At 53.8% G+C, this 22818-nt stretch carries 17 protein-coding genes and 1 tRNA gene; 2 read left to right on the top strand and 16 right to left on the bottom strand.

Translation table 11 applies throughout. The features are described from left to right. Positions 1-4: 4 nt before the first annotated feature. Positions 5-523, bottom strand: coding sequence for a hypothetical protein (locus tag ABD931_RS18510; protein WP_345269366.1), 519 nt, complete (start codon positions 521-523; stop codon positions 5-7). Between the two features lie 67 nt (positions 524-590). Then, entirely contained in the window at positions 591-1985 is a 1395-nt protein-coding gene (gene lpdA / locus ABD931_RS18505) for a dihydrolipoyl dehydrogenase (RefSeq protein ID WP_345269365.1), read from the bottom strand. 223 nt (positions 1986-2208) lie between these two features. Between lpdA and prfB the strand changes: the two genes are divergently transcribed. After that, positions 2209-3286, top strand: a protein-coding gene (gene prfB / locus ABD931_RS18500) for a peptide chain release factor 2 (RefSeq protein WP_345269363.1) whose coding sequence is annotated in 2 segments (ribosomal slippage) — positions 2209-2268 and positions 2270-3286 — 1077 coding nt in all. Because the reading frame shifts where the segments join, the coding sequence is not laid out codon by codon here. A 39-nt stretch (positions 3287-3325) separates the two neighbouring features. Here prfB and ABD931_RS18495 read toward each other — a convergent pair. The 13 genes from ABD931_RS18495 to ABD931_RS18435 all read right to left on the bottom strand — a co-directional run bounded on the left by ABD931_RS18495 (position 3326) and on the right by ABD931_RS18435 (position 19064). After that, positions 3326-4300: an NADPH:quinone oxidoreductase family protein gene (locus ABD931_RS18495; protein WP_345269362.1), complete on the bottom strand. Its 975-nt coding sequence runs from the start codon at positions 4298-4300 to the stop codon at positions 3326-3328. Between the two features lie 71 nt (positions 4301-4371). Further along, the gene (locus ABD931_RS18490) at positions 4372-5547 is read right to left on the bottom strand and encodes a Gfo/Idh/MocA family protein (RefSeq protein WP_345269361.1); all 1176 of its coding nucleotides are present in this window, start codon (positions 5545-5547) and stop codon (positions 4372-4374) included. A gap of 241 nt (positions 5548-5788) precedes the next feature. Continuing rightward, positions 5789-6547, bottom strand: a complete 759-nt coding sequence (locus ABD931_RS18485; protein ID WP_345269360.1) for a phosphatase PAP2 family protein — start codon at positions 6545-6547, stop codon at positions 5789-5791. Continuing rightward, complete coding sequence (locus ABD931_RS18480; protein WP_345269358.1) at positions 6544-7152, bottom strand: DedA family protein; 609 nt, start codon at positions 7150-7152, stop codon at positions 6544-6546. The genes ABD931_RS18485 and ABD931_RS18480 overlap by 4 nt, the downstream gene beginning before the upstream one ends. Positions 7153-7218: 66 nt before the next feature. Further along, positions 7219-7377, bottom strand: coding sequence for a hypothetical protein (locus ABD931_RS18475; RefSeq protein ID WP_345269357.1), 159 nt, complete (start codon positions 7375-7377; stop codon positions 7219-7221). Between the two features lie 5 nt (positions 7378-7382). Next, positions 7383-7796, bottom strand: coding sequence for a hypothetical protein (locus ABD931_RS18470; RefSeq protein WP_345269356.1), 414 nt, complete (start codon positions 7794-7796; stop codon positions 7383-7385). An 80-nt stretch (positions 7797-7876) separates the two neighbouring features. Then, positions 7877-10075 (bottom strand): TonB-dependent receptor, encoded by a 2199-nt coding sequence (locus tag ABD931_RS18465; RefSeq protein WP_345269355.1) that lies wholly within the window; start codon positions 10073-10075, stop codon positions 7877-7879. 71 nt (positions 10076-10146) lie between these two features. Beyond that, positions 10147-10464, bottom strand: a complete 318-nt coding sequence (locus ABD931_RS18460) for a hypothetical protein (protein WP_345269353.1) — start codon at positions 10462-10464, stop codon at positions 10147-10149. Between the two features lie 154 nt (positions 10465-10618). Then, positions 10619-10692: transfer RNA gene (locus ABD931_RS18455), tRNA-Pro, on the bottom strand. Between the two features lie 121 nt (positions 10693-10813). Continuing rightward, complete coding sequence (locus tag ABD931_RS18450) at positions 10814-13408, bottom strand: zinc-dependent metalloprotease (RefSeq protein WP_345269352.1); 2595 nt, start codon at positions 13406-13408, stop codon at positions 10814-10816. A 146-nt stretch (positions 13409-13554) separates the two neighbouring features. Continuing rightward, a complete protein-coding gene (locus tag ABD931_RS18445; RefSeq protein WP_345269351.1) occupies positions 13555-15942 on the bottom strand; it encodes a M1 family metallopeptidase in 2388 nt (795 codons plus the stop codon). 53 nt (positions 15943-15995) lie between these two features. Beyond that, on the bottom strand, positions 15996-18374 hold the full coding sequence (locus tag ABD931_RS18440) for a M1 family metallopeptidase (protein ID WP_345269350.1): 2379 nt from the start codon (positions 18372-18374) through the stop codon (positions 15996-15998). A 78-nt stretch (positions 18375-18452) separates the two neighbouring features. Continuing rightward, positions 18453-19064 (bottom strand): HupE/UreJ family protein, encoded by a 612-nt coding sequence (locus ABD931_RS18435; RefSeq protein WP_345269349.1) that lies wholly within the window; start codon positions 19062-19064, stop codon positions 18453-18455. Positions 19065-19197: 133 nt separating this feature from the next. Here ABD931_RS18435 and ABD931_RS18430 point away from each other — a divergent pair, with 133 nt between their 5' ends. Further along, positions 19198-20340 (top strand): cystathionine gamma-synthase, encoded by a 1143-nt coding sequence (locus ABD931_RS18430; protein WP_345269347.1) that lies wholly within the window; start codon positions 19198-19200, stop codon positions 20338-20340. A gap of 33 nt (positions 20341-20373) precedes the next feature. Here ABD931_RS18430 and ABD931_RS18425 read toward each other — a convergent pair whose 3' ends face one another. Further along, on the bottom strand, positions 20374-22755 hold the full coding sequence (locus tag ABD931_RS18425) for a TonB-dependent receptor (RefSeq protein ID WP_345269346.1): 2382 nt from the start codon (positions 22753-22755) through the stop codon (positions 20374-20376). Positions 22756-22818 lie beyond the last annotated feature (63 nt).

Genomic DNA, 22818 nt, shown 5'->3' with positions numbered 1-22818 from the left:
ACAATTATTTCAGGCGTTCCTGCAACAGCTTTAGAATCACCTGCTGAGTGTCTTCAAACTTATCAAAGCGCTGCTCCAACCTTTCAAAGCGCTGATTTACATTCTGCTGCATTTCGGCTACAGTAACCGTCAGATTAGCTAAACCATCAGCAACCGTTTGGAGTTTTTTATCCATCTGGCCAACCTTCTGGTCGAGAGCACCTACCTTCTGGTCGAGAGCACCTACCTTCTGGTTCAGGTCACCTACCTTCTGGTTCAGGTCACCTACCTTCTGGTTCAGGTCACCTACCTTCTGGTTCAGGTCACCTACCTTCTGGTTCAGGTCACCTACCTGTTTCTCCAGGTTGTCAACTTTTCGCTCAACCGTTGTAACCCGGTCGTTCAGGTCGTCAAGCTTAACGGTATGCAGGGATACCTGGTCTACAATCATACCGATTTGACCGAGCATACGGTCCTGCTTGCGGGCCATATCGGCAATGACGGGTTCAATCTGGTCGAGTCGCCGTTCGGGGGTCATGTTCATCTAGGTTTGTACCGCAAGATTCAAAAGCTTACCGACTAATCCAAGCCATTACCATGGCCTCAGCAATTTATAAATGAATCGCTTCGCCGTAGGCTACTTCGGTGGCTTCTTTTACGGCTTCGGACATAGTTGGGTGTGGGTGCACGGCCGTTAAGATTTCATGGCCGGTGGTTTCCAGCTTCCGGGCGGCTACTACCTCGGCAATCAGTTCCGTTACATTATAGCCAATCATGTGGGCACCCAGGAACTCGCCGTATTTGGCATCGAAGATAACCTTGACAAAGCCTTCCGGTGCCCCGGCGGCCTTTGCCTTGCCGGAAGCAGTGAACGGAAACTTACCCACTTTGATGTCATAACCAGCTTCACGGGCTGCTTTCTCAGTGTAGCCGACGGATGCAATCTCTGGTGAGCAGTAGGTACAACCCGGAATATTGTTGTAATTCAGTGGCTCCGCATGGTGTCCGGCAATCTTATCGACACAGATGATCCCTTCGGCCGAAGCAACGTGCGCCAGCGCCTGCCCTTTGGTCACGTCACCAATGGCGTAGTAGCCTTCAACGTTGGTCCGGTAAAAATCGTCGGTCACAATTTTACCCTTTTCCGTCTTGATACCGACCTCTTCCAGACCAATGTTCTCGATATTGGACACAACACCGGCAGCCGAGAGCACCACATCAACCTCGAACGTCTTTTCTCCCTCTTTCGTCTTGACAAACACCTTACAACCGCTACCGCTTGTATCTACCTTGGTTACTTCGGAGCTGGTGTAGATGTCGACACCCAGCTTCTTGTACTGCTTCGCCAGTTCTTTAGAGATTTCCTCATCCTCAACCGGCACAATATTGGGCATAAACTCTACAATGGTCACCTTGGTACCCATGCTGGCGTACACATAGGCAAACTCCACGCCAATAGCACCGGAGCCAATCACCAGCATACTGGCCGGCTGCTTCTCCAGCACCATGGCCTTGCGATATTCAATCACTTTTTGGCCATCGATAGGTACGGCCGGTAATTCACGCGCCCGGCCACCGGTTGCGATGATGATATGCTTGGCTGAATATTCGGTGGCTTTGCCGTCTTTATCGGTTACGTCCAGCTTCTTGCCCGGCTTTAGCTTGCCCGTTCCGTAGATGACGTCGATTTTGTTCTTCTTCATCAGGAACTGAACGCCTTTGCTCATGCTCTCCGCCACTCCACGGCTGCGCTTTATCACAGCGTTGAAATCAGCATTGGAATCGCCAACGGTGATGCCGTAGTCCTTGGCGTGTTTGATGTATTCAAAAACCTGGGCGCTTTTCAGCAAGGCTTTGGTGGGAATACAGCCCCAGTTCAGACAAATACCGCCGAGGCTTTCGCGCTCAACAACGGCTGTTTTCATGCCTAACTGCGAGGCCCGAATCGCGGCTACGTAGCCACCCGGCCCGCTGCCTAAAACGATTACATCGTATGGTGATGCCATCTTTCAGATTGTATAGTGGTCAGAAATAAACTAGCTCAATTACCTGCTTGAGGAACGCAAAGTTAGGCCGAAAAGTTGATATGCCGCACCCACTGCCAAATCATCTTCGGCAGTGGCCGGTTAGGCAGATGGACCCGTTCACATAAATTCTGCCGGTTGCCGTAAACAAGGGCTATGCCGGGATTTGTTTTATCTTTGCAGCCTTGTAAAACCAAACAACGAGATGACAACAGACCAGTTGAAAGACTTGAAGGCCAGAGTTGAGGCCTTGAGGGGGTATCTTTGACTACGACACCAAGAAAGAACGCTTAGCCGACCTCGAACAGCAGACCTTCCAGCCTGAGTTCTGGAGCGATGCCGAACGGGCCGAAAATACCATGAAGCAGGTCCGCGCCCTGAAAGGCTGGGTCAACGGCTACGATAAGCTCGATGGCGAAATGGGCGACCTCGAGACACTCTTCGAATTCTACGAAGCCGGCGAGGTTTCAGAAGAAGAGGTGGACGAAGAAGGCCGGAAAGTTACGGCCACGCTGGAAGAACTGGAGCTGAAGAAGATGCTCAGCAACGAAGAAGACCAGCTTAGCGCCGTACTGGAAATAAACTCCGGGGCCGGCGGTACTGAAAGCCAGGACTGGGCCGATATGCTCTACCGCATGTACCTGCGCTGGGCCGAAAAGCACGGCTACACCGTGAAGCAGGTCGACTACCAGGATGGCGATACCGCCGGCATCAAATCGGCTACCATCGAGATTGAAGGACCACTGGCTTATGGCTATTTGAAATCAGAAAACGGCGTACATCGTCTGGTGCGTGTTTCACCGTTTGATTCCAATGCCCGCCGGCATACGTCGTTCGCGTCGGTTTACGCTTACCCGCTGATTGATGATACCATCGAGATTGAGGTAAATCCGGCCGATATTGACTGGGATACCTTCCGGTCGGGTGGTGCCGGTGGACAGAATGTAAACAAGGTTGAAACAGCCGTGCGGCTGCGGCATAAGCCATCGGGTATTATCATTGAATGTCAGCAGGAACGTAGCCAGTTGCAGAATAAGGAAGTGGCCATGCGCCTGTTGAAATCAAAGCTATACCAGATTGAGGTAGAAAAGCGGAATGCCGCCCGCGCCGAGGTAGAAGCCAGCAAGAAAAAGATTGAGTGGGGTTCGCAAATCCGCAGCTACGTCCTCGACGACCGCCGGGTAAAAGACCACCGCACCGGTTACCAAACCTCCAACACCGAAGCCGTATTGGACGGTGACCTGGACGAGTTTATCAAATCTTTTCTGCTGATGCAGGAATAGCCAATGTATGGGTCAGCCGGAGGCTGACCCATACATAACCTACGGTACAATCAAAATTTTCCCCATTACCCGCCGGCTGAGCATTTCGTTGAGCGCATCAGGAGCTTGCTCCAGCGGATAGGTGGCATGAATGTGCGGCTTTAGCTTTCCTTGTTGAATAAAGCTGAGCAGCTCCCGAAAATTTTTGACGTTATCCTTTGGTTGTCGCTCGGCAAAGGCCCCCCAGAATACGCCGACGATGGAGCAGCCTTTTAACAAAGGCAGGTTCAGCGGAATATTTGGTATCTGACCAGCCGCAAAACCCACGACCAGATAGCGTCCCCGCCAGTTCATGGAGCGCAGGGCGGGCTCCGCTAAATCACCGCCAACCGGGTCGTAAACGACATCGACACCCTTGCCGCCGGTGATTTCCTTTATCCGCTCTCGTAAGTCCTGCGTGCTGTAATTGATAGTCTCCGTGGCTCCGTATTGGCGGCAGAGGTCCAGTTTGTCATCGGTAGAAGCTGCGGCAATGACGTTTGCGCCCATGATGTGGCCCAGCGATACGGCCGCCAGACCAACGCCACCGGCGGCTCCCAGCACCAGCAGCGTTTCGGCCGGCTGGAGTTGCGCCCGGTCTTTTAAGGCGTGGTACGAGGTGCCGTAGGTGTACATCAACGAGGCCGCCGTCTGGTACTCCATCCCCGGCGGCATGGGGAAGGTCCGGTAGCCATCGGCCAGCACACCCTCGGCAAAGCCGCCCCAGCCGGTCAGGGCAAAGACATTATCCCCCGGCTTCAGGTGGGTAACGCCTTCGCCAACCTCCCGCACCACACCGGCCACTTCGCCCCCCGGCGAAAACGGGAATGGCGGCTTGAACTGGTATTTACCCTGAATAATCAGCGTATCCGGAAAGTTAACCCCGCAAGCGTTTACTTCCACCACCACCTTTCCCTTTTCCGCAACCGGCCACGGAACATCCGCCACCTGCAAACTCTCCGGCGGCCCAAACTGGCGACAAAGTACGGCCTTCATCTGTACAACGGGTTGGAAAACCGTTTTTAATGTTAATAAATCTACAATAGCTTACTACCCGACCAGCCCCCTCACTTACTTGCCGTAACCCCCGAATACGGCGACTTACTCACAAACCCACTCTCCCGCAAATCAATCTTCCGCCCCGTCTCAGCCGCCCGGTAGATAGCCTGCAACAGCCGCACATCGCGAAGACCCTCTTCCCCGGTAATGTGGTCGGGCAGCTTCTGGCCGTCCAGCAGTGTCTTACAAACGCCATCCATGTGAACGGCCTGGTGCGTGACAATGGGCTGCTCAATGGGTCCTTTGCTGGTATTTCCTTTCAGAGGGCCATACCCAAACGCTGGGCGAAGTTCAAACCAGCCGTTTTCTGCGGCTGCGTAGAGTCGCTCAACGCCGGCGCTGTAGCTGGTGGTGGAGTTGGACACCGCCCCGCTGGGGAGTTCAAACTGCCAGAACATGGTTTCTTCTACATCTTTAAACTTCTCCGGATTCGTCTTGGGGCCAAACTGCGCCGTTACTGAAATAGGCTCTTCGCCGGTTACGTAGCGAACGCCGTTTACGGCATAAATGCCCACATCCATCAACGGACCGCCACCGGCCATCGACTTCTTTAAGCGCCACTGATTCGGGTCACCGGCTTTGAAGCCGTCGCTAGCCTCCACGAATTTTACGGCTCCAAATACCTTTTGCTGGCCCAGCCGCATCATCTCCAGCGTAAAAGGCTCATAGTGCAGGCGATAGCCTACTGCCAGTTGCCGGTTTGCCTTTTTACAGGCATCAATCATATCCTGGCACTCCTTTACGGTAATGGCCAGCGGCTTCTCACAAATGACGTGCTTACCCGCCCGGGCTGCCCGGATTACATACTCGCCATGCATGTTATTCGGCAGCACCACATACACTACGTCGATGTCCGGGTTGTCGGCGATGCGGTCGAAGTTTTGGTAGTTGTAGATGTTCTTGTCCGGAATATTGTATTTCTGCTTCCAGGCTTCGGCTTTGGATGGCGTTCCGGTAACAATACCGGCCAGTCGGCAGTGCTGCGTTTTTTGCAGGGCAGGGGCCAGTTGGTTGGTACTGTAACTGCCCAGGCCAACCAGGGCGATACCCAGCTTTCTGTCCTGAAAAAGCGGGTTGGCCTGCGCAGCCTGGGCCATAAACGGCAGCGAGAGCGCCGAGGCACCCACGCCGGCCGACATTTTTTGCAGGAAATCACGACGGGAGAAAGCAAATGCGTCTTTCATGAATAGCGTTAGGGTTAGTTATCAGCGATAAACATACAAAAAATGTGGAGAGCCTCCATAGCTTTTCGTTTGTACCTGAGCTGGAAAAGAAAAAGTCGACCTGGTGGTCGGCTTTGGTTTATTCGTCGGGAAGGCGGGATTCAACAGGAAGCGTTCCCGGCGGGCAACTGCGAACGTCCACGACCTCTTGCACCCCATGCAAGCACGCTACCGGACTGCGCTTACGATTCTTTTATCGGGATCAGGTAGATTTTATGTTTCTGGAGTAAATTCTGGACTGAAAGGTACGCCAGACCCGTAAACCGGCTCCTACGGTTAACCAGCTTAGGCCTAACAAGTAACCGCCGGCCACATCACTCAGGAAATGAACCCCTAAATACAACCGGCTAAAGCCGATCAGCCCAATCAATCCCAAGCAAGCCAGCAGACCGGTCCAGCGCCACAAAGGCCGAATCTTCTCGTGGAGCCATAAATAAAGTAGCAGTCCATAGAATCCCAGCGCCGTGGCCGAGTGGCCGCTGGGGAAAGAAAAGGTTTTGACCGTATAGTAGCCCATATTTGCGGGCCGGACGCGGTGAAAAACAGGTTTCCCTATCTCAATGGATAAACCAATTCCGGCCAGTACAATCCAGATCAGCAGGGCGTCAAACCACCTTCGCTGCCACAACAGAAGCCCTGATACACCAATAGCCAGGGGCAACACGATGAGATTTTGCCCGGCAAAGGTAAGCCGGTATAAGAACTGGCTCAGAGCCACAGACCGGTGCTGAAACAACCACTGCGTGACCTGCTGATCTACCTTCACCATTAGTTCGGCATTGATTATGTTTTCGGTAATTTCGGAAAACAAATAGCCGTTGAATAACAGAATTCCAGCCAGCAGCATCAGCGGCAGCCCCGTAAAACGACTTCGGTCAAAGCGGTTCAGCAGCCACCGGGAAAGACGTGGATAGCGAGCCGCTAACCGGTGCAGCCGGGCTGGGAAGCGAAAACGATTCATGCGTCAGGTTGATTTCGTTCCTGGTAGGCCTTCAGCAGCAGCGTACCGATGACCAGGGCAACAATTCCCATAAATATGTATTCTACGTATTGACCGAGTTCGGGGAATAATTGACCTAGCCAATACCCGGCCAACACCAGGGTCGATATATACGCAACGCAACCCACCCCGGTTAGGCCTAAAAACCGGGACAAGGGCATACCGCTGCTAGCCGCCAGCAAGGGGTTGAAGGTGCGAATAATGGGCAGGAAGCGGCCCACCAGCAGCGTCCGATGGGGATGTTGCCGGTAATAGTTCTTGGCTTTCTCCCAGTAGCGTCGTTTAAATATAAACGTATTGGGCTGGTGCTCTAGCCGGTTACCTAGTTTCTGACCCAGCCAGAAGCCCGTCAGATCTCCTAACACGGCCGATACAATGAGGAGAGGAACCAATAAAGCGATGGGTATTTTTAGTTGGTCTACCCCGCACAGCAGCCCCGCCGTAAACAAAAGCGTTTCGCCACCCGGTACGACCAGGCCCAGCAAAAAGCCGGTTTCCACAAATACCAACACCGCCACCAGAGCGGTTCCACCCCATTCCAGCCAAGAATTTGTTAGCAATAGCATAGTCATACTCGTTATATAGGAAGTTTCTAGTTCTTGTCACGCTCTATTTCGCAGCCGATATAGCCATCAGGGTTCAGGGTGGGGTAGCGTCTCTTTGGAAATAGGCTGGGTAGGCTCGCGGCCAATCAACAGGATAGCCAGACCACCTAAGACATCACACACCACAAAGCCCGTGGTTAACCCGAACGTCTGGGAAATAAAACCGATAGAGATTAGTCCCAGCATATCACCTAACTCTTTGAAAGAACCCGCAGCACCCATAGTGGTTCCCAACTGTGCGCCGGCAGAGCCACCAGCAGCAGACTCAGGCCGGCGACAAAGGGAATGGCTAACAGCGTCGAGGCAGACAGCAGCAGCCCCAGGCGAATGGTCACGGTAACCGGCATGCAGTCGGCCCAATAGCCCGCCAGAGGGCCCAGCATCAGCGTCATTTTCATGCTGTTCCGGTCGCCAATCCAGTTAAAAACGGGTTTGGCCGCGATTTCGGCAAAAGCAAAGACGGCAATCAACAGCCCAATCAGGGTCAGGCCAATGCCTGCCTGGTTGGCATACACGGGCAGGTTAACGGCTATAATGTGAGCGCCCAAGGAGGTGACAAATCCGACCAGACCCAGAATGGCCGCGTACAGCAAACTTCTTTTCATCTTCTTTTGCGGGGCAGTATAACCAGATAAACCACCTGGCGTATGAATCGATTACCTTGCCTATCCCAGACAGTCTGTCATTACAGGGTGAATTTAAAGCCGCCATTGTAAATTACCCCTTCGGTGGGTGCCCAGATGTCAGCGAATTGCGGATTCTGAACCGAACCCGTATACACCGGCTCAAAACGGCTCTGGCGGGCATCCAGAAAGTTCTCGAAATTGACAAACAGGCTGACATGCCGCCAGCGCCGTTCGGCCGACAGACCCATCATCCAGTAGGATGGCTTGACGGTTCCGTTCCGAATGGTTTGCCGGCCAACATAAAACAACTCATACCCGATCCGAAGTTTTTCGTTGAGTTCGTACAGGAGCGTTGAATAGAGCCGGTGGCGGGAGGTAAACGGGTTGGGTCGGCTCCCGCGCTGCCCCTGCGGTAAGGGCTCATCCGTGCGGGCATTGATGTAGGTGTAACCCAGATACACCGCTACCTCGTTGTATGTCAACTTTACATTCGTTTCTATACCCGTCGATAACGTCCTGCCGTCTGCGTTGTAAAACCGATAGGTGCCGTCGGAAGCCGGCAGACTGCTCAGCCGGAGGGGGTGGTTCAGCCGGGTGTAAAAGAAAAGCTGGTTGACCGACAGGCTAACGGCATCAAACAACGGGGTTCGGTAATTTACATCCATGTTCCCCCCGATGGAGGTTTCGTTCCGGGTGGAGGCCCCATCAACGGGTCGGAGGTTCTGAAAACCCTGCTCCTCGGCCTCTTCGGTAAAGATGGTGAGAGCCTTGTAGCCCAGCCCACCGCCGGCCCGCACGGTTACCGAAGCCGATACCTTAACGAGGGCAGAAATACGGGGCAACACCAACAGGTTGCTCTTTCCCGACGAACCGCGCCGGACATAATCCAGGCGTAAGCCTGTTTCCAGGACAAATCGGGCCGAAGGTTTCCAGTTGCTCTGCCCAAAAAGCCCAATCGTATTCAGAGTATAATCCAGCGCAGGGCCACTGGGGTTGGCCTGTCGGAACGTATCGGTCCACAGATTAGCTCCGGCGACCCACTCCAGAACGGTAGCCGGATGGCTGTAACTGACCTCCGAGTAGCTGGCGAGCTGATGACCACCAAAGCGGTAGACCGGGCGGGTAATCTCCCTGGCGAAATAGCCGATGCTGTTTTTGACCGTGAACACAGCGCCGGTGGCCAGAATCTTATCCAGCTTAAACTGGGTAGAAAACCGGTCGGACTGGTTCCCTTCTATATAGCGGTGCGTAGAGTCGCTCCGGCCGGCAATCACCTGCATGTCTCCTCCCAGGCGGTCTTCTACGGTGCCGTTGAGGCCAAAGCTGACCGTAGTCGTTGGATTGAGGTAGAGGAATGCTTTCGGGCTGACTGTATACCGGGTGTACCGGGGCAGGTCGGAGAAACCATCCGCGTTGACATCGTACGCTACCTGACTGTTGCGGGCTGCGTAGAGGGTGAGGCCCAGTTTACCCAGCTTCTGGCTGTAGAAACCGCTTAAGTCCAGGGCTCTGGTCTGGTTGCCGTTGGCCAGCAGCATAAGTTCCCGCTCGCTGGTGGGCTCTTTGGTCACCAGGTTGATGAGCCCGGCGATGGCTCCTCCACCGTAGAGGGTAGACGAGGAGCCCTTGATCACCTCCACCCGCTTAAGGTTCAGCGGAGGAATTTGCAAAATGCTCAGCCCGCCGGCAAAGCCTGAGTACAGCGGAAAGCCATCCTGAAGCAGTTGGGTATACCGGCCGTCGAGTCCCTGAATGCGGATGGTGGCGTTGGCCGATGTAGCCGAGGTCTGCTGGGTTTGAATTCCCGTACTCTCAGTGAGTAACATGCGTATGTTACCCGGCTGCATTACGGCTTTCTCTTCCAGTTCACCGGCGGAGATAATTTCCAGGCGGGTGGGAATATCGCTGATGGTGCGGCTGCTGCGGGTGGCCGAGACGGTGATTTCACCCAGCTCTTCGCCCGACGGCACCAGTCGGATTTGCAGGGTGTCTGCGACTGGTCGGGGAAAGGCGTATCGCAGTTCCGTGGGTTGGTAGCCGATAAAGCGAAACAGCAGGGTATAGGTTCCGTCCGGAATATTAGCCAGAGTAACCACCCCCTGTTCATCGGCAGCGCTCCCCAAATTGAGCGGACTGATTTGCAGGGTAGCACCGGGTAGGGGAGCGCGGGATTGGGCATCTACGATGCGGGCATGGAAGGTGCTTTGGGCAGCCGCCGATGTAGTCACCAGCAGCCCCAGCCAGAGGAGTATTTTCATGGAGGAGATGTAACAGTGTAGCAAGGCTACTTCCCCAAATGGGAAAGAGTTGTAACGACGATGCTAACCGTCTAAATCCGCCACTGACACCATCGGAGGAATAACTCCTGGCATCGAACCCAATCGGCGGGAATTTTGGAAAGAGCAGGCGACAGAACCGCTGGTGTGTGAAAAGCGATTTGCCGGACCAGCCGGATGCTGGCTCCCGCCAGGCAATCATGGACCCCACTAACCGAATGTACCGGGTCGGGCATAAACTCAGCCGGCAGGTAGGTATCCCAGGCATCACCCCAGGTATTGACGATGCCACCGGTGTTCACTTCGAATATGGAAATGAACAGGCCGATCGTCAGGAGCGGTATAAGCCAATATCGCCAGTGTATTTTCACGGGATAAAGGTAAGTAAAAGCGGTATGTATCGTGATTAGTTTAGCTATGTGTGGCTGTTTTTAGGTAATATCATCAGATGGCACCACGTTACCATTCGGAAAACCAGGCAAAAAGAAAGGGAGCTACGTTACCGTAACTCCCTAAGATTGTTTGTCGGGAAGGCGGGATTCGAACCCACGACCTCTTGCACCCCATGCAAGCACGCTACCGGACTGCGCTACATCCCGAACAATGAGGAGACAAAAATAAGCGAATTACCGAAACGGAGCAAGGGCATAACCAGGTTTTGCGTTATTTTCCTGCAATACCGGCATCCTCTGCTCCGTTTGGTCATTGCACATCGGCGGGTTAGTTCTTAACCGCAATCTCAGACGGGACCCGCGATGGCTCCAACGCCTGATTGATCCGCACCAGCACATCATCCAGGTGGTAGCGGCTCATCTTATCGGTAGTACCTGGCAGGGCCGCCCTAATATCGCTCTGCAACGCCAGCAGGTGCGCCCGCGTTACCGAAACAATGTCAGACTTGCGGGCATCCATCGTCGGGCCGGCGTTGAAGCTAAAACCCGGAGCCGAAAATCCACCCGCCGTGGCAGAAGGCGTCTTCGGATCGAGCATGGAAATCAGTTTTTCCACGTGTACCTTTTGCAGGTTGCGCCGGTAAGTATCAATCGGCTTTTTGGCGCTTAGCTCAGTCCAGATACCGGTGCGGATGTCGGTGAAGAGATCATCGAGCGCGTAAGCACTGCCGGACCGGCTATTGGTTTCAATAATCCGGCTCAGGCGGCTAATGTCCAGCATACTGTTCAGGGTACTTTCCTGAAACGTCCGGATATAATCCACACCCTGATCCGGGCGAATACGGCTCATCACGTTGTTATCCAGCAGCCAGGTGGGTGTTTCAAACAGGTTGCGGTTGATAAACGCTACCGCATCTTTTTGCAGGGTGCCCGGCGTAGACTCATACACGACTCCTGACTGATCGTACGTTTTAGGCGTCTCATAAATACCACCCACGTATTTGGTTACGTGCCCGACATACCGGCGGAACTGCCCAACCACCTCGCCGTACATCGTCTTCAGGTTATCGTAGCCTTCTGCTTCTTCGCGGGTCCACTCGGGCAGGTTGGGCAGAATACGTTTCAGGTTTTTGATGCCGTATTCACTGGCCAGCATGGCATTGTCACCCAGGTCTTCGCTTTGTGAGCGGGGATCAAACGGGTTGATTTCTGTACCGAACCAGTATTTCGGATCCTGCTCATGAACTTTAACCCACCGGTTCAGTTCCAGTTTATCATCCTGAATGGTTTTGGTCCCGTAGATCGGCTTATAACCCCATTCGATAGCCCATTTATCGTAGACGCTGATGCGGGGAAACAGATCGGTAATGCCGTCTTCCGGCTGCGCCACGTAGTTGAAGCGGGCGTAGTCCATGATAGATACGGTATGGCCATACTGCTTGATGTAGTTTTTGTCGCGCAGTTTCTCCACCGGCGTTGCGTGGCTGGCTCCGAAGTTATGCCGCAGACCGAGGGTATGGCCTACCTCGTGCGAGGAAACAAACCGCACCAGTTGGCCCATCAGTTCATCGTCGAACTTCGGCTTGCGGGCGCGGGCGTCTACGGCGGCTCCCTGCACCATATACCACTTGCGGAGCAGGTTCATCACATTATGGTACCAGCCGATATGACTTTCGATGATCTCACCGGTGCGCGGGTCATGCACGTTCGGCCCGTAGGCATTCTCGATATCGGAGGCAAAGTACCGGATCACCGAGTAACGGGCATCTTCCAGACTCATGGTCGTATCTTTGGTGTCCCAGTCTTTCGCCATGATCGCGTTTTTCCAACCGGCTTTTTCAAACGCTTCCTGCCAGTCATCCACGCCTTGCTTCAGGTATTTCCGCCATTTGGTTGGGGTGGCCGGATCGATGTAATACACGATCGGCTTTTTAGGTTCAATGGCCTGGCCCCGCTTTTGTCGTTCGGCATCGGCGGCATTTTTCGGCTCTAAGCGCCAGCGTACTACAAAGGTTTCGCGCTCGGTCTTCTGCGAGTTATCATCGTAAACGGTGTAGCCATTGGCAAAAAAGCCTACCCGTGGGTCGAACAGCCGCTTCCGCATGGGTACTTTCGGCAGCATAATCATGGAGGTGTTGATCTCCATCGTTACCGCTCCGGCTGCGCTGCCGGCGGGAAGGGTGGTAGCAGGAGCAGGGGAGGGGGATGCTGCCGCCGGTGCCGTAGTGGCCGCATATGTTTTTACCACCCGTACTTCTGTATTGATCGGGTAGGAGCCGATGCGCTGAATGTACGAACGATCCGACGAGGGGGCACCCAACCGATAGCGGGTTTTCGTCTGCGGGTCCAGCGATACAATCTGGTTTTCGGATTTGAAGAAATCAGTCACGTCAATAACCACCGAGGTATCCTTGCGGATGGCCTTCAGATCAAAAGCGGCCGCGATAGGCTCGACATTGGAATTGCGGACGGCCTGGTAAATAGGCTGGAGGGTATCGGAGCCCACGTTCTGGTAAAGCACTACCCGTAGAAACAGCTTTTTGTCCGGGCCTTTTTCCCAACGCAGTACCTGCCGGTTGGCGAGTTCACCACCGTAGCCGGCTCCGGTTGGCGCTTTGGCAATGCGGGTAATGGCCATAAACTCCCGGTTCATCAGCGAATCGGGAATTTCAAAATAGTACTTATCGTCTACTTTGTGAACGGTAAAAACCCCTTTGGTGGTCTGGGCACTTTTGGTAATAACGTCCTTGTACAGCTTGGGACCGCTCCTAGCCGGGGCCGGTGTGCCGGTTCGGGAAGCAGGGGCGGTTGTTGTTGATGCGGGTTCTTCGGTACGGGTAGGTACTTCCTGGGCCTGAACCAGAGAACCCATGATGAGCATACCGCTTAGCAGACTGGCTATTCGCGGTGTTTTCGTTCGCATAAAGTATTATGAAGTGATGGTGAATTGTGAAAATGAAAGTGAATAATTCTGGAAATATACTGAAATCCCGCCGTTCTGCATCTGCAGAACGGCGGGAAACAAAAAAACCGGCTGTCGGCCGGTTTTTTTAAGCAAATTTAAGACGTTTAGTTTCGGCCGCTGCCCTGGGTAGCCGGGGAGGCACCGCTCTGGCGCTGCTGTTGCTGCATGGGGTTCTGCGGGCGCACCTGCCGCTGCTGCTGCTTGAACAACTGCAACCGGCTGGGCTCCGCCTTCCGCGGAAAACTGTTGTTCTCCGTGTCGATGTCCGCTATCTCATAGTAGGGGTCCAGCGTCCACTGCACCACCTTCTTGTCGGTGGCGATCACCTTCTGCAACTGCTGATCGTTGAAACGCCAGATCTCCGCCGGAAAACGCGCCGTTGAGTCGGTGCCGTCCTCAAACTCCATCCGCACAATCACCGGCATCACCAGACCGCCCCGGTTCTTCACCGTCAGCGTGTAGAAGTGCTGCTTGCTCTCCAGCAGCGTACGCTCCTCGGGCGTGAGCGTGCTGAGGTAGTCGTTGTACTGCTTGCGGTCAGCATCGGTAACGGCATAGGGATCGTAGCTGTTGTAGAAGTCGCGCATGGTGGAGTCCTGCGCCACCACGGTCTGGTTGCGGGTAGCCGCGTCGCGCTGTTTGCTGATGGTGTTGGCCCGGCGCTCAGCCTCAGCCCGCGCCTGAGCTTTAACCACCTCGGGGTTCTGGCTGTTGAGCTGGAACCACTTCACCTCGACCAGATCCTGATCGACGGGTTCGACCCCATAGAACCAGCCTTTCCAGAACCAGTCCAGATCCACGCCGGAGGCATCTTCCATCGTGCGGAAGAAGTCGGCCGGGGTCGGTGTTTTAAAGGCCCAACGGCGCGCGTACTCCTTAAAGGCATAGTCGAACAGGTCGCGGCCCATCACCGTCTCCCGCAGGATGTTCAGGGCAGTAGCCGGCTTGGCGTATGCGTTGGGTCCAAGCAGGATCACGTTTTCGCCGGAGGTCATAATTGGCACCAGGAGCGACTTATCGGCTTTCATGTAATCGACAATCTGCTGCGGCTCACCCCGGCGGGTCGGGAAGTTATAATCCCACTCTTTTTCGGCCAGATATTGGCAGAAGGTATTCAGTCCTTCATCCATCCAGGTCCACTGCCGCTCGTCGGAGTTAACGATCATGGGGAAGAAATTATGGCCAACCTCGTGGATAATGACGCCGATCATACCCGCCTTCACCTGCTCTGAATATGTACCATCCGGCTCCGGACGACCACCGTTGAAGCTAATCATCGGATACTCCATACCGCCACCCGGCACCGAATGGCACGAAATGGCTACCGGATACGGGTACTCAAATGTGCGGTTACCATACGAACGCAGGGTGTGCTCAACGGCACGGGTTGAGTACTGTCCCCAAAGCGGATTTCCTTCTTTCGGATAGTACGACATGCTCCAGATCTTGCGGCCGTTACTGTACACATCCGTCTGCATGGCATCCCAGATAAACTTACGGCTGCTGGCAAAGGCAAAATCGCGTACGTTGCTTGCCTGGTAGATCCAGGTTTTTTTACCGGTCGGCTTACCTTTCTCAGCCGCTTCAGCCTCGGCCTGTGTTACAATCACAACCGGCGTTTTAGACCGGCTGGCCTGATCCATACGCTTCTGCTGGGTAGGTGTAAGTACCTGCTTATAGTTCTGGCATTCGCCGGTAGCGGCTACCACATGGTCGTTGGGTACGGTAATGGCTACGCGGTAGTTACCAAAGATCAGGGTAAACTCACTGCCTCCCAGGAACTGCTTGTTCTGCCAGCCGCTTACGTCATCATACGCAGCAAGACGCGGAAACCAGTGGGCAATGAAGTAGTTGTAGTTACCATCTTTCGGAAAAAACTCATAACCCGAGCGGCCGTAGTATTCCGTAATGTAGTAGTTCCAGTCCACATTGAAGACATAGTTCTGGCCCGGCTTCAGGGGCGTCGGCAGATCAATGCGCATCATTGTATTGTTGATGGTGTAGCGCAGCGGCTTACCGGTCTTGTCCGTCAATTTCGTAATGTTATAGCCGTATGGTTTCTCCTTATCCAGCGTAGCACCACGACCGGTATTCAGCGACTGAATAGCCCCAATAGACATACCATTCTGATTGATGCTACCGGTGCGGGATAAAGCTCCCATTGCATCGTTCTTAAACAGGTTCTGGTCCAGTTGCAGCCAGATATACCGAAGCTCGTCGGGTGAGTTGTTGAAATACGTCACCGTTTCGGAGCCGATAATGCGCTGATTGGCATCATCCAGTTCTACTTTAATATCGTAATCGGCGCGGTTCTGGAAATAATCCCGACCGGGTGCACCAGCCGCCGTACGGAAGGTGTTCGGCGTAGGCAGCATTGGGCCAAGCTGTTCGAATCGCTCGTTAGCATTGTAGGTCGGCGAGGGGGAAGGAACCTGAGCCTGGGCAGCCACGCTCAGCAGGGCCATTCCCAACGCCAGCAGTTTTGCTCTCATAGTTGGTTATAGGTAATTTATTTATCGGTTTAATGGATACGTACTGGTGCGTTTCAGTTTCGGCCGCTGCCCTGGGTAGCCGGGGAGGCACCGCTCTGGCGCTGCTGTTGCTGCATGGGGTTCTGCGGGCGCACCTGCCGCTGCTGCTGCTTGAACAACTGCAACCGGCTGGGCTCCGCCTTCCGCGGAAAACTGTTGTTCTCCGTGTCGATGTCCGCTATCTCATAGTAGGGGTCCAGCGTCCACTGCACCACCTTCTTGTCGGTGGCGATCACCTTCTGCAACTGCTGATCGTTGAAACGCCAGATCTCCGCCGGAAAACGCGCCGTTGAGTCGGTGCCGTCCTCAAACTCCATCCGCACAATCACCGGCATCACCAGACCGCCCCGGTTCTTCACCGTCAGCGTGTAGAAGTGCTGCTTGCTCTCCAGCAGCGTACGCTCCTCGGGCATGAGCGTGCTGAGGTAGTCGTTGTACTGCTTGCGGTCAGCATCGGTAACGGCATAGGGATCGTAGCTGTTGTAGAAGTCGCGCATGGTGGAGTCCTGCGCCACCACGGTCTGGTTGCGGGTAGCCGCGTCGCGCTGTTTGCTGATGGTGTTGGCCCGGCGCTCAGCCTCAGCCCGCGCCTGAGCTTTAACCACCTCGGGGTTCTGGCTGTTGAGCTGGAACCACTTCACCTCGACCAGATCCTGATCGACGGGTTCGACCCCATAGAACCAGCCTTTCCAGAACCAGTCCAGATCCACGCCGGAGGCATCTTCCATCGTGCGGAAGAAGTCGGCCGGGGTCGGTGTTTTAAAGGCCCAACGGCGCGCGTACTCCTTAAAGGCATAGTCGAACAGGTCGCGGCCCATCACCGTCTCCCGCAGGATGTTTAAACCCGTTGCCGGTTTGCTATAGGCATTTGGGCCAAAGGCCATGATGTTATCCGAGCTGCTCATGATGGGCACCTGCGCAGTCGGATCTGTTCTCATATAAGGTACAATCGACTGCGGAGATATACCCTCAGCCGGAAAATCAGGATCCCACTCCAGGCAGGCCAAGCCTTCCAGGAAGGTATTTAGTCCCTCGTCCATCCACGACCACTGCCGCTCATCGGAGTTAACGATCATGGGGAAATAATTATGCCCCACTTCGTGAATAACGACACCGATCAGGAAATTCTTGGTGCTTTCCGGGTAGGTCCCATCCGGCTCCGGACGGGCACCGTTGAAGCTAATCATCGGATACTCCATACCACCCACCGGACCGTGTACCGATATTGCTACCGGATATGGATAGGCAAACGTCCGGCGCGAATACGATTGCAGCGTATGTGCAACCAACCGGGTCGAATATTGCCCCCAGAGCGGGTTGGCTTCTTTCGGGTAATACGACATAGCCCAGACCCGCTTGCCTTCTACCTCCGGCTGCATAGCATCCCAGATAAATTTACGGCTGCTGGCAAAGGCAAAATCGCGTACGTTGCTTGCCTGGTAGATCCAGGTTTTTTTGGCCGTTGACCCTGCTCCTCTCTTTTCAGCCGCTTCTGCTTCGGCCTGGGTAACAATAAGTGTCGGATTCTTGCCGGTCTTGGCCTGGCTCAGTCGCTTCTGCTGCGCGGCCGTCAGCACCTGCTGCGGATTTTGCAGCTCACCCGTAGCAGCAACGATATGATCGCCCGGAACGGTTAGCGCTACCCGGTAGTTACCAAAAATGAGCGTGAACTCGCCCTGACCCAGAAACTGCTTGTTCTGCCAGCCGTTAACATCATCATAGGCCGCCATGCGCGGAAACCACTGAGCAATTTCGTACAGGTAATTACCGTCTTTGGGGAAGTATTCGTAACCACCCCGGGCGCGGGTCGTTCTTACATCAACGATATTGAAATTCCAGTCGACCGAAAACACCACCGACTGCCCCGGTGCCAGCGGCTGAGGCAAGTCGATACGCATCATGGTCTGATTGATGGTGTACCGCAGCGGCTTACCAGCCTTATCCCGAACCGACGTGATCTTATGGCCGTAATCTTTAGCGGCCAGTGTCTGCCCGGCCGTTAACTGACCGGCAGCGGCACCCCGCTGCGGGTCGAGACCGCCGGTGCGGCTCGCATTACCGTCGGAACCAGGCTTGTACAAATTCTGGTCCAGTTGCAGCCACAGGTAACGCAGCACATCGGGCGATTGGTTAAAGTAGGTAATGGTTTCGGAGCCGCTGATACGCTGGGTAGCATCGTCCAGTTCCGCCTTTATGTCATAGTCGGCGCGGTTCTGGAAATAATCCCGGCCGGGTGCCCCCGACGCCGTGCGGAACGTATTGGGAGTAGGCAGCACAGGACCTAGCTGCTCAAAACGGGTATTGGCGTTGTAAGTTGGTGAAGTGGACGGTACCTGAGCCTGTACAGACAGACTCACAACCACCAGCGCAAGCGCCGGCATTAGGTTTCTCATTGCTTATGGTTAGGTTGATAACTAAAACAAGGCAGTAAATTTACAAAAAAGCAGCATATTATTTGTTATACCAGGCTGTTAGCCAAACAGATTTGCCAGATACGCATTCCCGATAATTAGCGATAACGCCATACCAACTACGATACCAGATACGACCAGCGTCCAGTCGTGCTTCCGCACCCGCAAGCGATCAATAGCCACAAATGCAGCGATCAGCACCAGCCCCACAATAAATAATTGACCAATTTCCAGCCCGATGTTAAACGCCAGCAGTTGGTTAACGATGTTAGTCTCCCGGCCAAGCAGGCTCCGCAGATAATTGGAGAACCCCATGCCGTGAATTAACCCGAACGCCAACGCCAGTACGTACCGGAGAATGGGGCTTTGCTCCCTAACTACAAACCGGTTATCTGCTTTTTTGCTGGTAAAGTTTGAAACCGCCGTAATGAGAATAGTGATCGGGATCAGCAGCTCAATCAGCTTCGTGTTATAGTCGATGATGCGTAGTGTCGCCAGGGCCAGCGTCATGGAATGCCCAATGGTAAAAGCCGTTACCAGGATCAGCACTTTTCGCCATTGGCGGATGGTATAAATAGCGCAAAGGGCGATTACGAACAGGATGTGGTCGTAGCCTTGAGGATCGGTAATGTGGTCAAAACCAAGGCTCAGGTAAATCAAAAACTCCTCCATGCTGCAAAATTACCAACGATATTGGTAGCCGCAACTCTTTTTATCAGCCAACCTAACACTGTTAACCTGGTGAGGAAGCAAGGTATTGAGCCTACGGGTAGCTAGTTTTATAAGAAGCATAGTACATTCGGGCATGAAATTCGGAACAAAAGCTATCCATGCCGGTATTACACCGGACCCTACCACTGGCGCTATCATGACGCCTATTTATCAAACCTCTACGTATGTGCAGGAGTCGCCGGGCAAGCACAAAGGCTATGAATACGCCCGGACACAGAACCCCACCCGCAATGTGCTACAGAATAATCTGGCTGCACTTGAGAACGGTAAACATGGCCTCTGCTACGCTTCGGGTCTTGGTGCCACAGATGCCATCCTGAAGCTGTTTAAACCGGGTGATGAGATTATTGCCAGCAGTGACCTCTATGGCGGCACCTACCGCATTATGGTCCGGGTGTTTCAGGAGTTTGGACTGAAATTCAAATTTGTTAGCCTCGACAATCCAACTGCTCTGGAAGAAGCCATTACCCCCGCAACCCGGATGGTCTGGATAGAAACACCCACCAACCCGCTGCTCCGCATTGTGGATATTCCGGCAATTGCCGCTATCACCAAACAGCACAACGATATTCTACTAGTAGTCGATAACACGTTTGCGTCGCCTTACCTGCAAAACCCACTCGATTTAGGGGCCGATATTGTGATGCACTCCGTAACCAAATACCTCGGCGGCCACTCCGATACGGTAATGGGTGCCATCATTCTGAACGATGATGCCATTGCCCAGCGCCTGGCGTTTATCCAGAACGCCTGCGGAGCCGTGCCGGGGCCGCAGGACTGCTTTCTGGTACTCCGGGGTATCAAAACCCTGCATGTGCGTATGCAGCGCCACTGCGAAAACGCCATACAGATAGCCCGCTTTTTACAGGACCATCCTAAAGTCAGTCAGGTGTATTACCCCGGACTGGAGTCGCACCCCGGTCATGAACTGGCCAAACAGCAGATGCGCGGCTTTGGGGGTATGGTCTCTTTCACGCTCCACGGCGACTCACTGCCCGAAGCGGTGAAGGTTATGGAAAGCTTTACCGTGTTTTCGCTGGGCGAATCGCTGGGTGGCGTAGAATCCCTCTGTACCCATCCGGCATCCATGACACACGCCAGTATCCCAAAAGAAGAGCGGGAAAAAAATGGGCTGAAAGATACCCTCATCCGCCTGAGCGTCGGCATTGAAGATGTAGAGGATTTGATTGAGGATCTGAAGCAGGCTATCGGGTAAAGTCAGGGCCAGCATTTCTGCTGGCCCTACTCGTTAAAAGCGCACCCTCACCCCAGCCAGGAAGTTCCGGCCGGCCTGGGGGTAATAAAAGTTTTTAGTAGCTACCCGCCCCTCGGCAATGTAGCTGAAGGTATAGCCGTTGGATTCATACAGCTCATTCAGCACGTTGTTCAGCAGTAGCGTAAAAGCAATCTCGTTCATAAACCGGGGCTTGATTGTGTAAATCACCCGGATGTCGTTTACAAAGTACGGATTCAGTTTCCGGTTTTGATTCGAGGTATTATCCAGATACTGCTTACCGACGTATTTCGACAGTAGCCCTACCTCCAGGCCTTTCACCGGCGTATAGAGCAGTTGTGAGCCGGCGATTAGGGTAGGGGAGAAGGCAATATCGGTGTTGGTATACACCCGCGTTTCCTGCACCCCGGTATCGTAATTGTCCAGGTATTCGGTAAAGCGCTGCACTTTATTCCGACTGAAGGTCGCATTTACATTCCAGCGTAATTGACGGGCCAGCAAAGCGCCGGCTTCCAGCTCAATACCAGCGCGGTAGCTGTTCGGGATGTTTACGCGGTTATACGCACCCACATCGTTGATCTGCCCGGTCAGCACCAGTTCATTGCGGTACTTCATGTAATACAGGTTGGCGGTAAAGGCCAGCCGCTGGGTCTGCGATTTGTAGCCGGCCTCCCAGTCGTGCAATGTTTCCGCCTTCGGGCGACTTGCCGGAGTAGACTGGGTGTAATCGTTCCGGTTCGGCTCGCGGTTACCGACGCCGTACGAAGCATAGATACTGCTGCGGTCGTTCAGGGTATAGGTAAAGCCGGCTTTGGGATTAAAGAACGTCAGGTTAGCATCCTGCTGAACATTACGAAAATCATTGTCGAAGCCTAAAAAGGAGTAACCAACCGTCCGAACCTGCATATCGGCGTAGGCGTTCAGTTTGGGCGTAAACTGATAAAAGGCTTTGGCAAACACATTGAAATCGGTTTTTACCGCATCGTTGTCGTAGTACCGATGCCGGATAGTTCCGGTGCTGGCAAACCGCGCCCAGATCACCTCACCGAAATGCTTGCCTGTATACTGGTTCCACCCCCCGCCAACATTAGCCGTCAGTTTGCCGAAGCTATTATAGTCAAGCGAGAATACAGTACCGTAGAAGTCATTGTCAAGCCACCGCCGGCGAATCAGGTCCGTTACCCGAATGGTATCTCTACCGAAGATGACAGGCGGCAGTTTATACCGGCTCAGTTTATCCGCTTGCCGGAACTGCTCATAATACCCCCGGCCTTTGGTGTAAAACAGGGACGCATTCAGCCGCCAGTTTCGGCTTAGCTCATGGGCCGAAATAAGCTGGTAATTGTCCTGCTGGTAATTGTCTACTTCATTATCGTAGGTATATGGATTATACGTCCGGTTTGTTTTAAGCATATTTTCCGGCACACCACCCCAGGCCTGATACGTCCGCTCCTGACCGGAGAACATATTGAGCCGGATAAAACTCTTGTTGGTGTAATACCCTGCCGACAAGTAATACGATTTCAGATCCGACGAAGCCCGGTCGATATAGCCGTTGGAGGTAATTTTTGATAGCCGTGCGTCTACCACAAAATGATTGTTCAGCAGCCCGGTTCCCGCCAGTACATTAGCTTTGAACGTACCGAACGAACCAGCCGTGATATTACTTTCGGCATAGGGCTCTTTCTCCAGTGTATTGGTCTGAATATTGACCGTAGCCCCAAACGAACCGGCTCCGTTGGTCGATGTACCCACCCCGCGCTGTATCTGTATACTGCTCACCGAAGAGGCAAAGTCCGGCATATCTACAAAGAACGTACCCTGTGATTCGGCATCGTTGTACGGAATACCATTCAGCGTTACGTTGATGCGGGTCGCGTCGGAGCCCCGGATGCGGAAGCCGGTATAACCCACCCCTGCTCCGGCATCGGATGTAGCCACCAGCGAGGGCGTGTAGTTGAGCAACTGCGGAATATCCTGCCCCAGATTGAGCTTGTTCAACTCTTTGCGAGTCACATCCGTGTAGGCAATACCGGTTTTCTGGTTGGCGCGGGTAGCGCTCACAACCACCTCATCGACCATGACTACACTCCTCGGCAATTCAAAGGAGAGGATGGTATTTTTCTGAAGCTCAACTAGTTTCATCATTGGCTCAAAACCTAACAGTGTTACCCGGACCTGATAGGTGCCTGATTTTAAATTTGGTAAGCTGAAACTCCCGCCGGCATCCGTAATGGTTCCTTTATAGGTTCCCTCCAGGGTTACGGCTGCCCCCGGCAAGGCGCTGCCACCGGTTTCTCGTACCGTTCCCGAAATACTAAATTGGGCAAAGACTGGCAGGCATGACAGAAACGAAATTACTGCCATGCCAAAGCGATAGGTCGTACTTTTTTTCATACGAAAAATGACGAGAACAGGTAAAGGGGCTGTACCTATCCTTTGGTTTATATGATGGTTGAT

Origin of the sequence: Nibrella viscosa, assembly GCF_039541875.1 — a bacterium.
GTDB lineage: Bacteria > Bacteroidota > Bacteroidia > Cytophagales > Spirosomataceae > Nibrella > Nibrella viscosa.
The sequence above is the reverse complement of the archived record's forward strand: the minus strand, read 5'-3'. Positions and strand labels throughout refer to the sequence as shown.

Excerpts from the sequence above, each read along its gene's own strand:
- ABD931_RS18510 (WP_345269366.1), bottom strand. The coding sequence starts at position 523 with ATGAACATGACCCCCGAACGGCGACTCGACCAGATTGAACCCGTCATT.
- lpdA (WP_345269365.1), bottom strand. The coding sequence starts at position 1,985 with ATGGCATCACCATACGATGTAATCGTTTTAGGCAGCGGGCCGGGTGGC.
- ABD931_RS18495 (WP_345269362.1), bottom strand. The coding sequence starts at position 4,300 with ATGAAGGCCGTACTTTGTCGCCAGTTTGGGCCGCCGGAGAGTTTGCAG.
- ABD931_RS18490 (WP_345269361.1), bottom strand. The coding sequence starts at position 5,547 with ATGAAAGACGCATTTGCTTTCTCCCGTCGTGATTTCCTGCAAAAAATG.
- ABD931_RS18485 (WP_345269360.1), bottom strand. The coding sequence starts at position 6,547 with ATGAATCGTTTTCGCTTCCCAGCCCGGCTGCACCGGTTAGCGGCTCGC.
- ABD931_RS18480 (WP_345269358.1), bottom strand. The coding sequence starts at position 7,152 with ATGCTATTGCTAACAAATTCTTGGCTGGAATGGGGTGGAACCGCTCTG.
- ABD931_RS18475 (WP_345269357.1), bottom strand. The coding sequence starts at position 7,377 with ATGCTGGGACTAATCTCTATCGGTTTTATTTCCCAGACGTTCGGGTTA.
- ABD931_RS18470 (WP_345269356.1), bottom strand. The coding sequence starts at position 7,796 with ATGAAAAGAAGTTTGCTGTACGCGGCCATTCTGGGTCTGGTCGGATTT.
- ABD931_RS18465 (WP_345269355.1), bottom strand. The coding sequence starts at position 10,075 with ATGAAAATACTCCTCTGGCTGGGGCTGCTGGTGACTACATCGGCGGCT.
- ABD931_RS18450 (WP_345269352.1), bottom strand. The coding sequence starts at position 13,408 with ATGCGAACGAAAACACCGCGAATAGCCAGTCTGCTAAGCGGTATGCTC.
- ABD931_RS18445 (WP_345269351.1), bottom strand. The coding sequence starts at position 15,942 with ATGAGAGCAAAACTGCTGGCGTTGGGAATGGCCCTGCTGAGCGTGGCT.
- ABD931_RS18440 (WP_345269350.1), bottom strand. The coding sequence starts at position 18,374 with ATGAGAAACCTAATGCCGGCGCTTGCGCTGGTGGTTGTGAGTCTGTCT.
- ABD931_RS18435 (WP_345269349.1), bottom strand. The coding sequence starts at position 19,064 with ATGGAGGAGTTTTTGATTTACCTGAGCCTTGGTTTTGACCACATTACC.
- ABD931_RS18430 (WP_345269347.1), top strand. The coding sequence starts at position 19,198 with ATGAAATTCGGAACAAAAGCTATCCATGCCGGTATTACACCGGACCCT.
- ABD931_RS18425 (WP_345269346.1), bottom strand. The coding sequence starts at position 22,755 with ATGAAAAAAAGTACGACCTATCGCTTTGGCATGGCAGTAATTTCGTTT.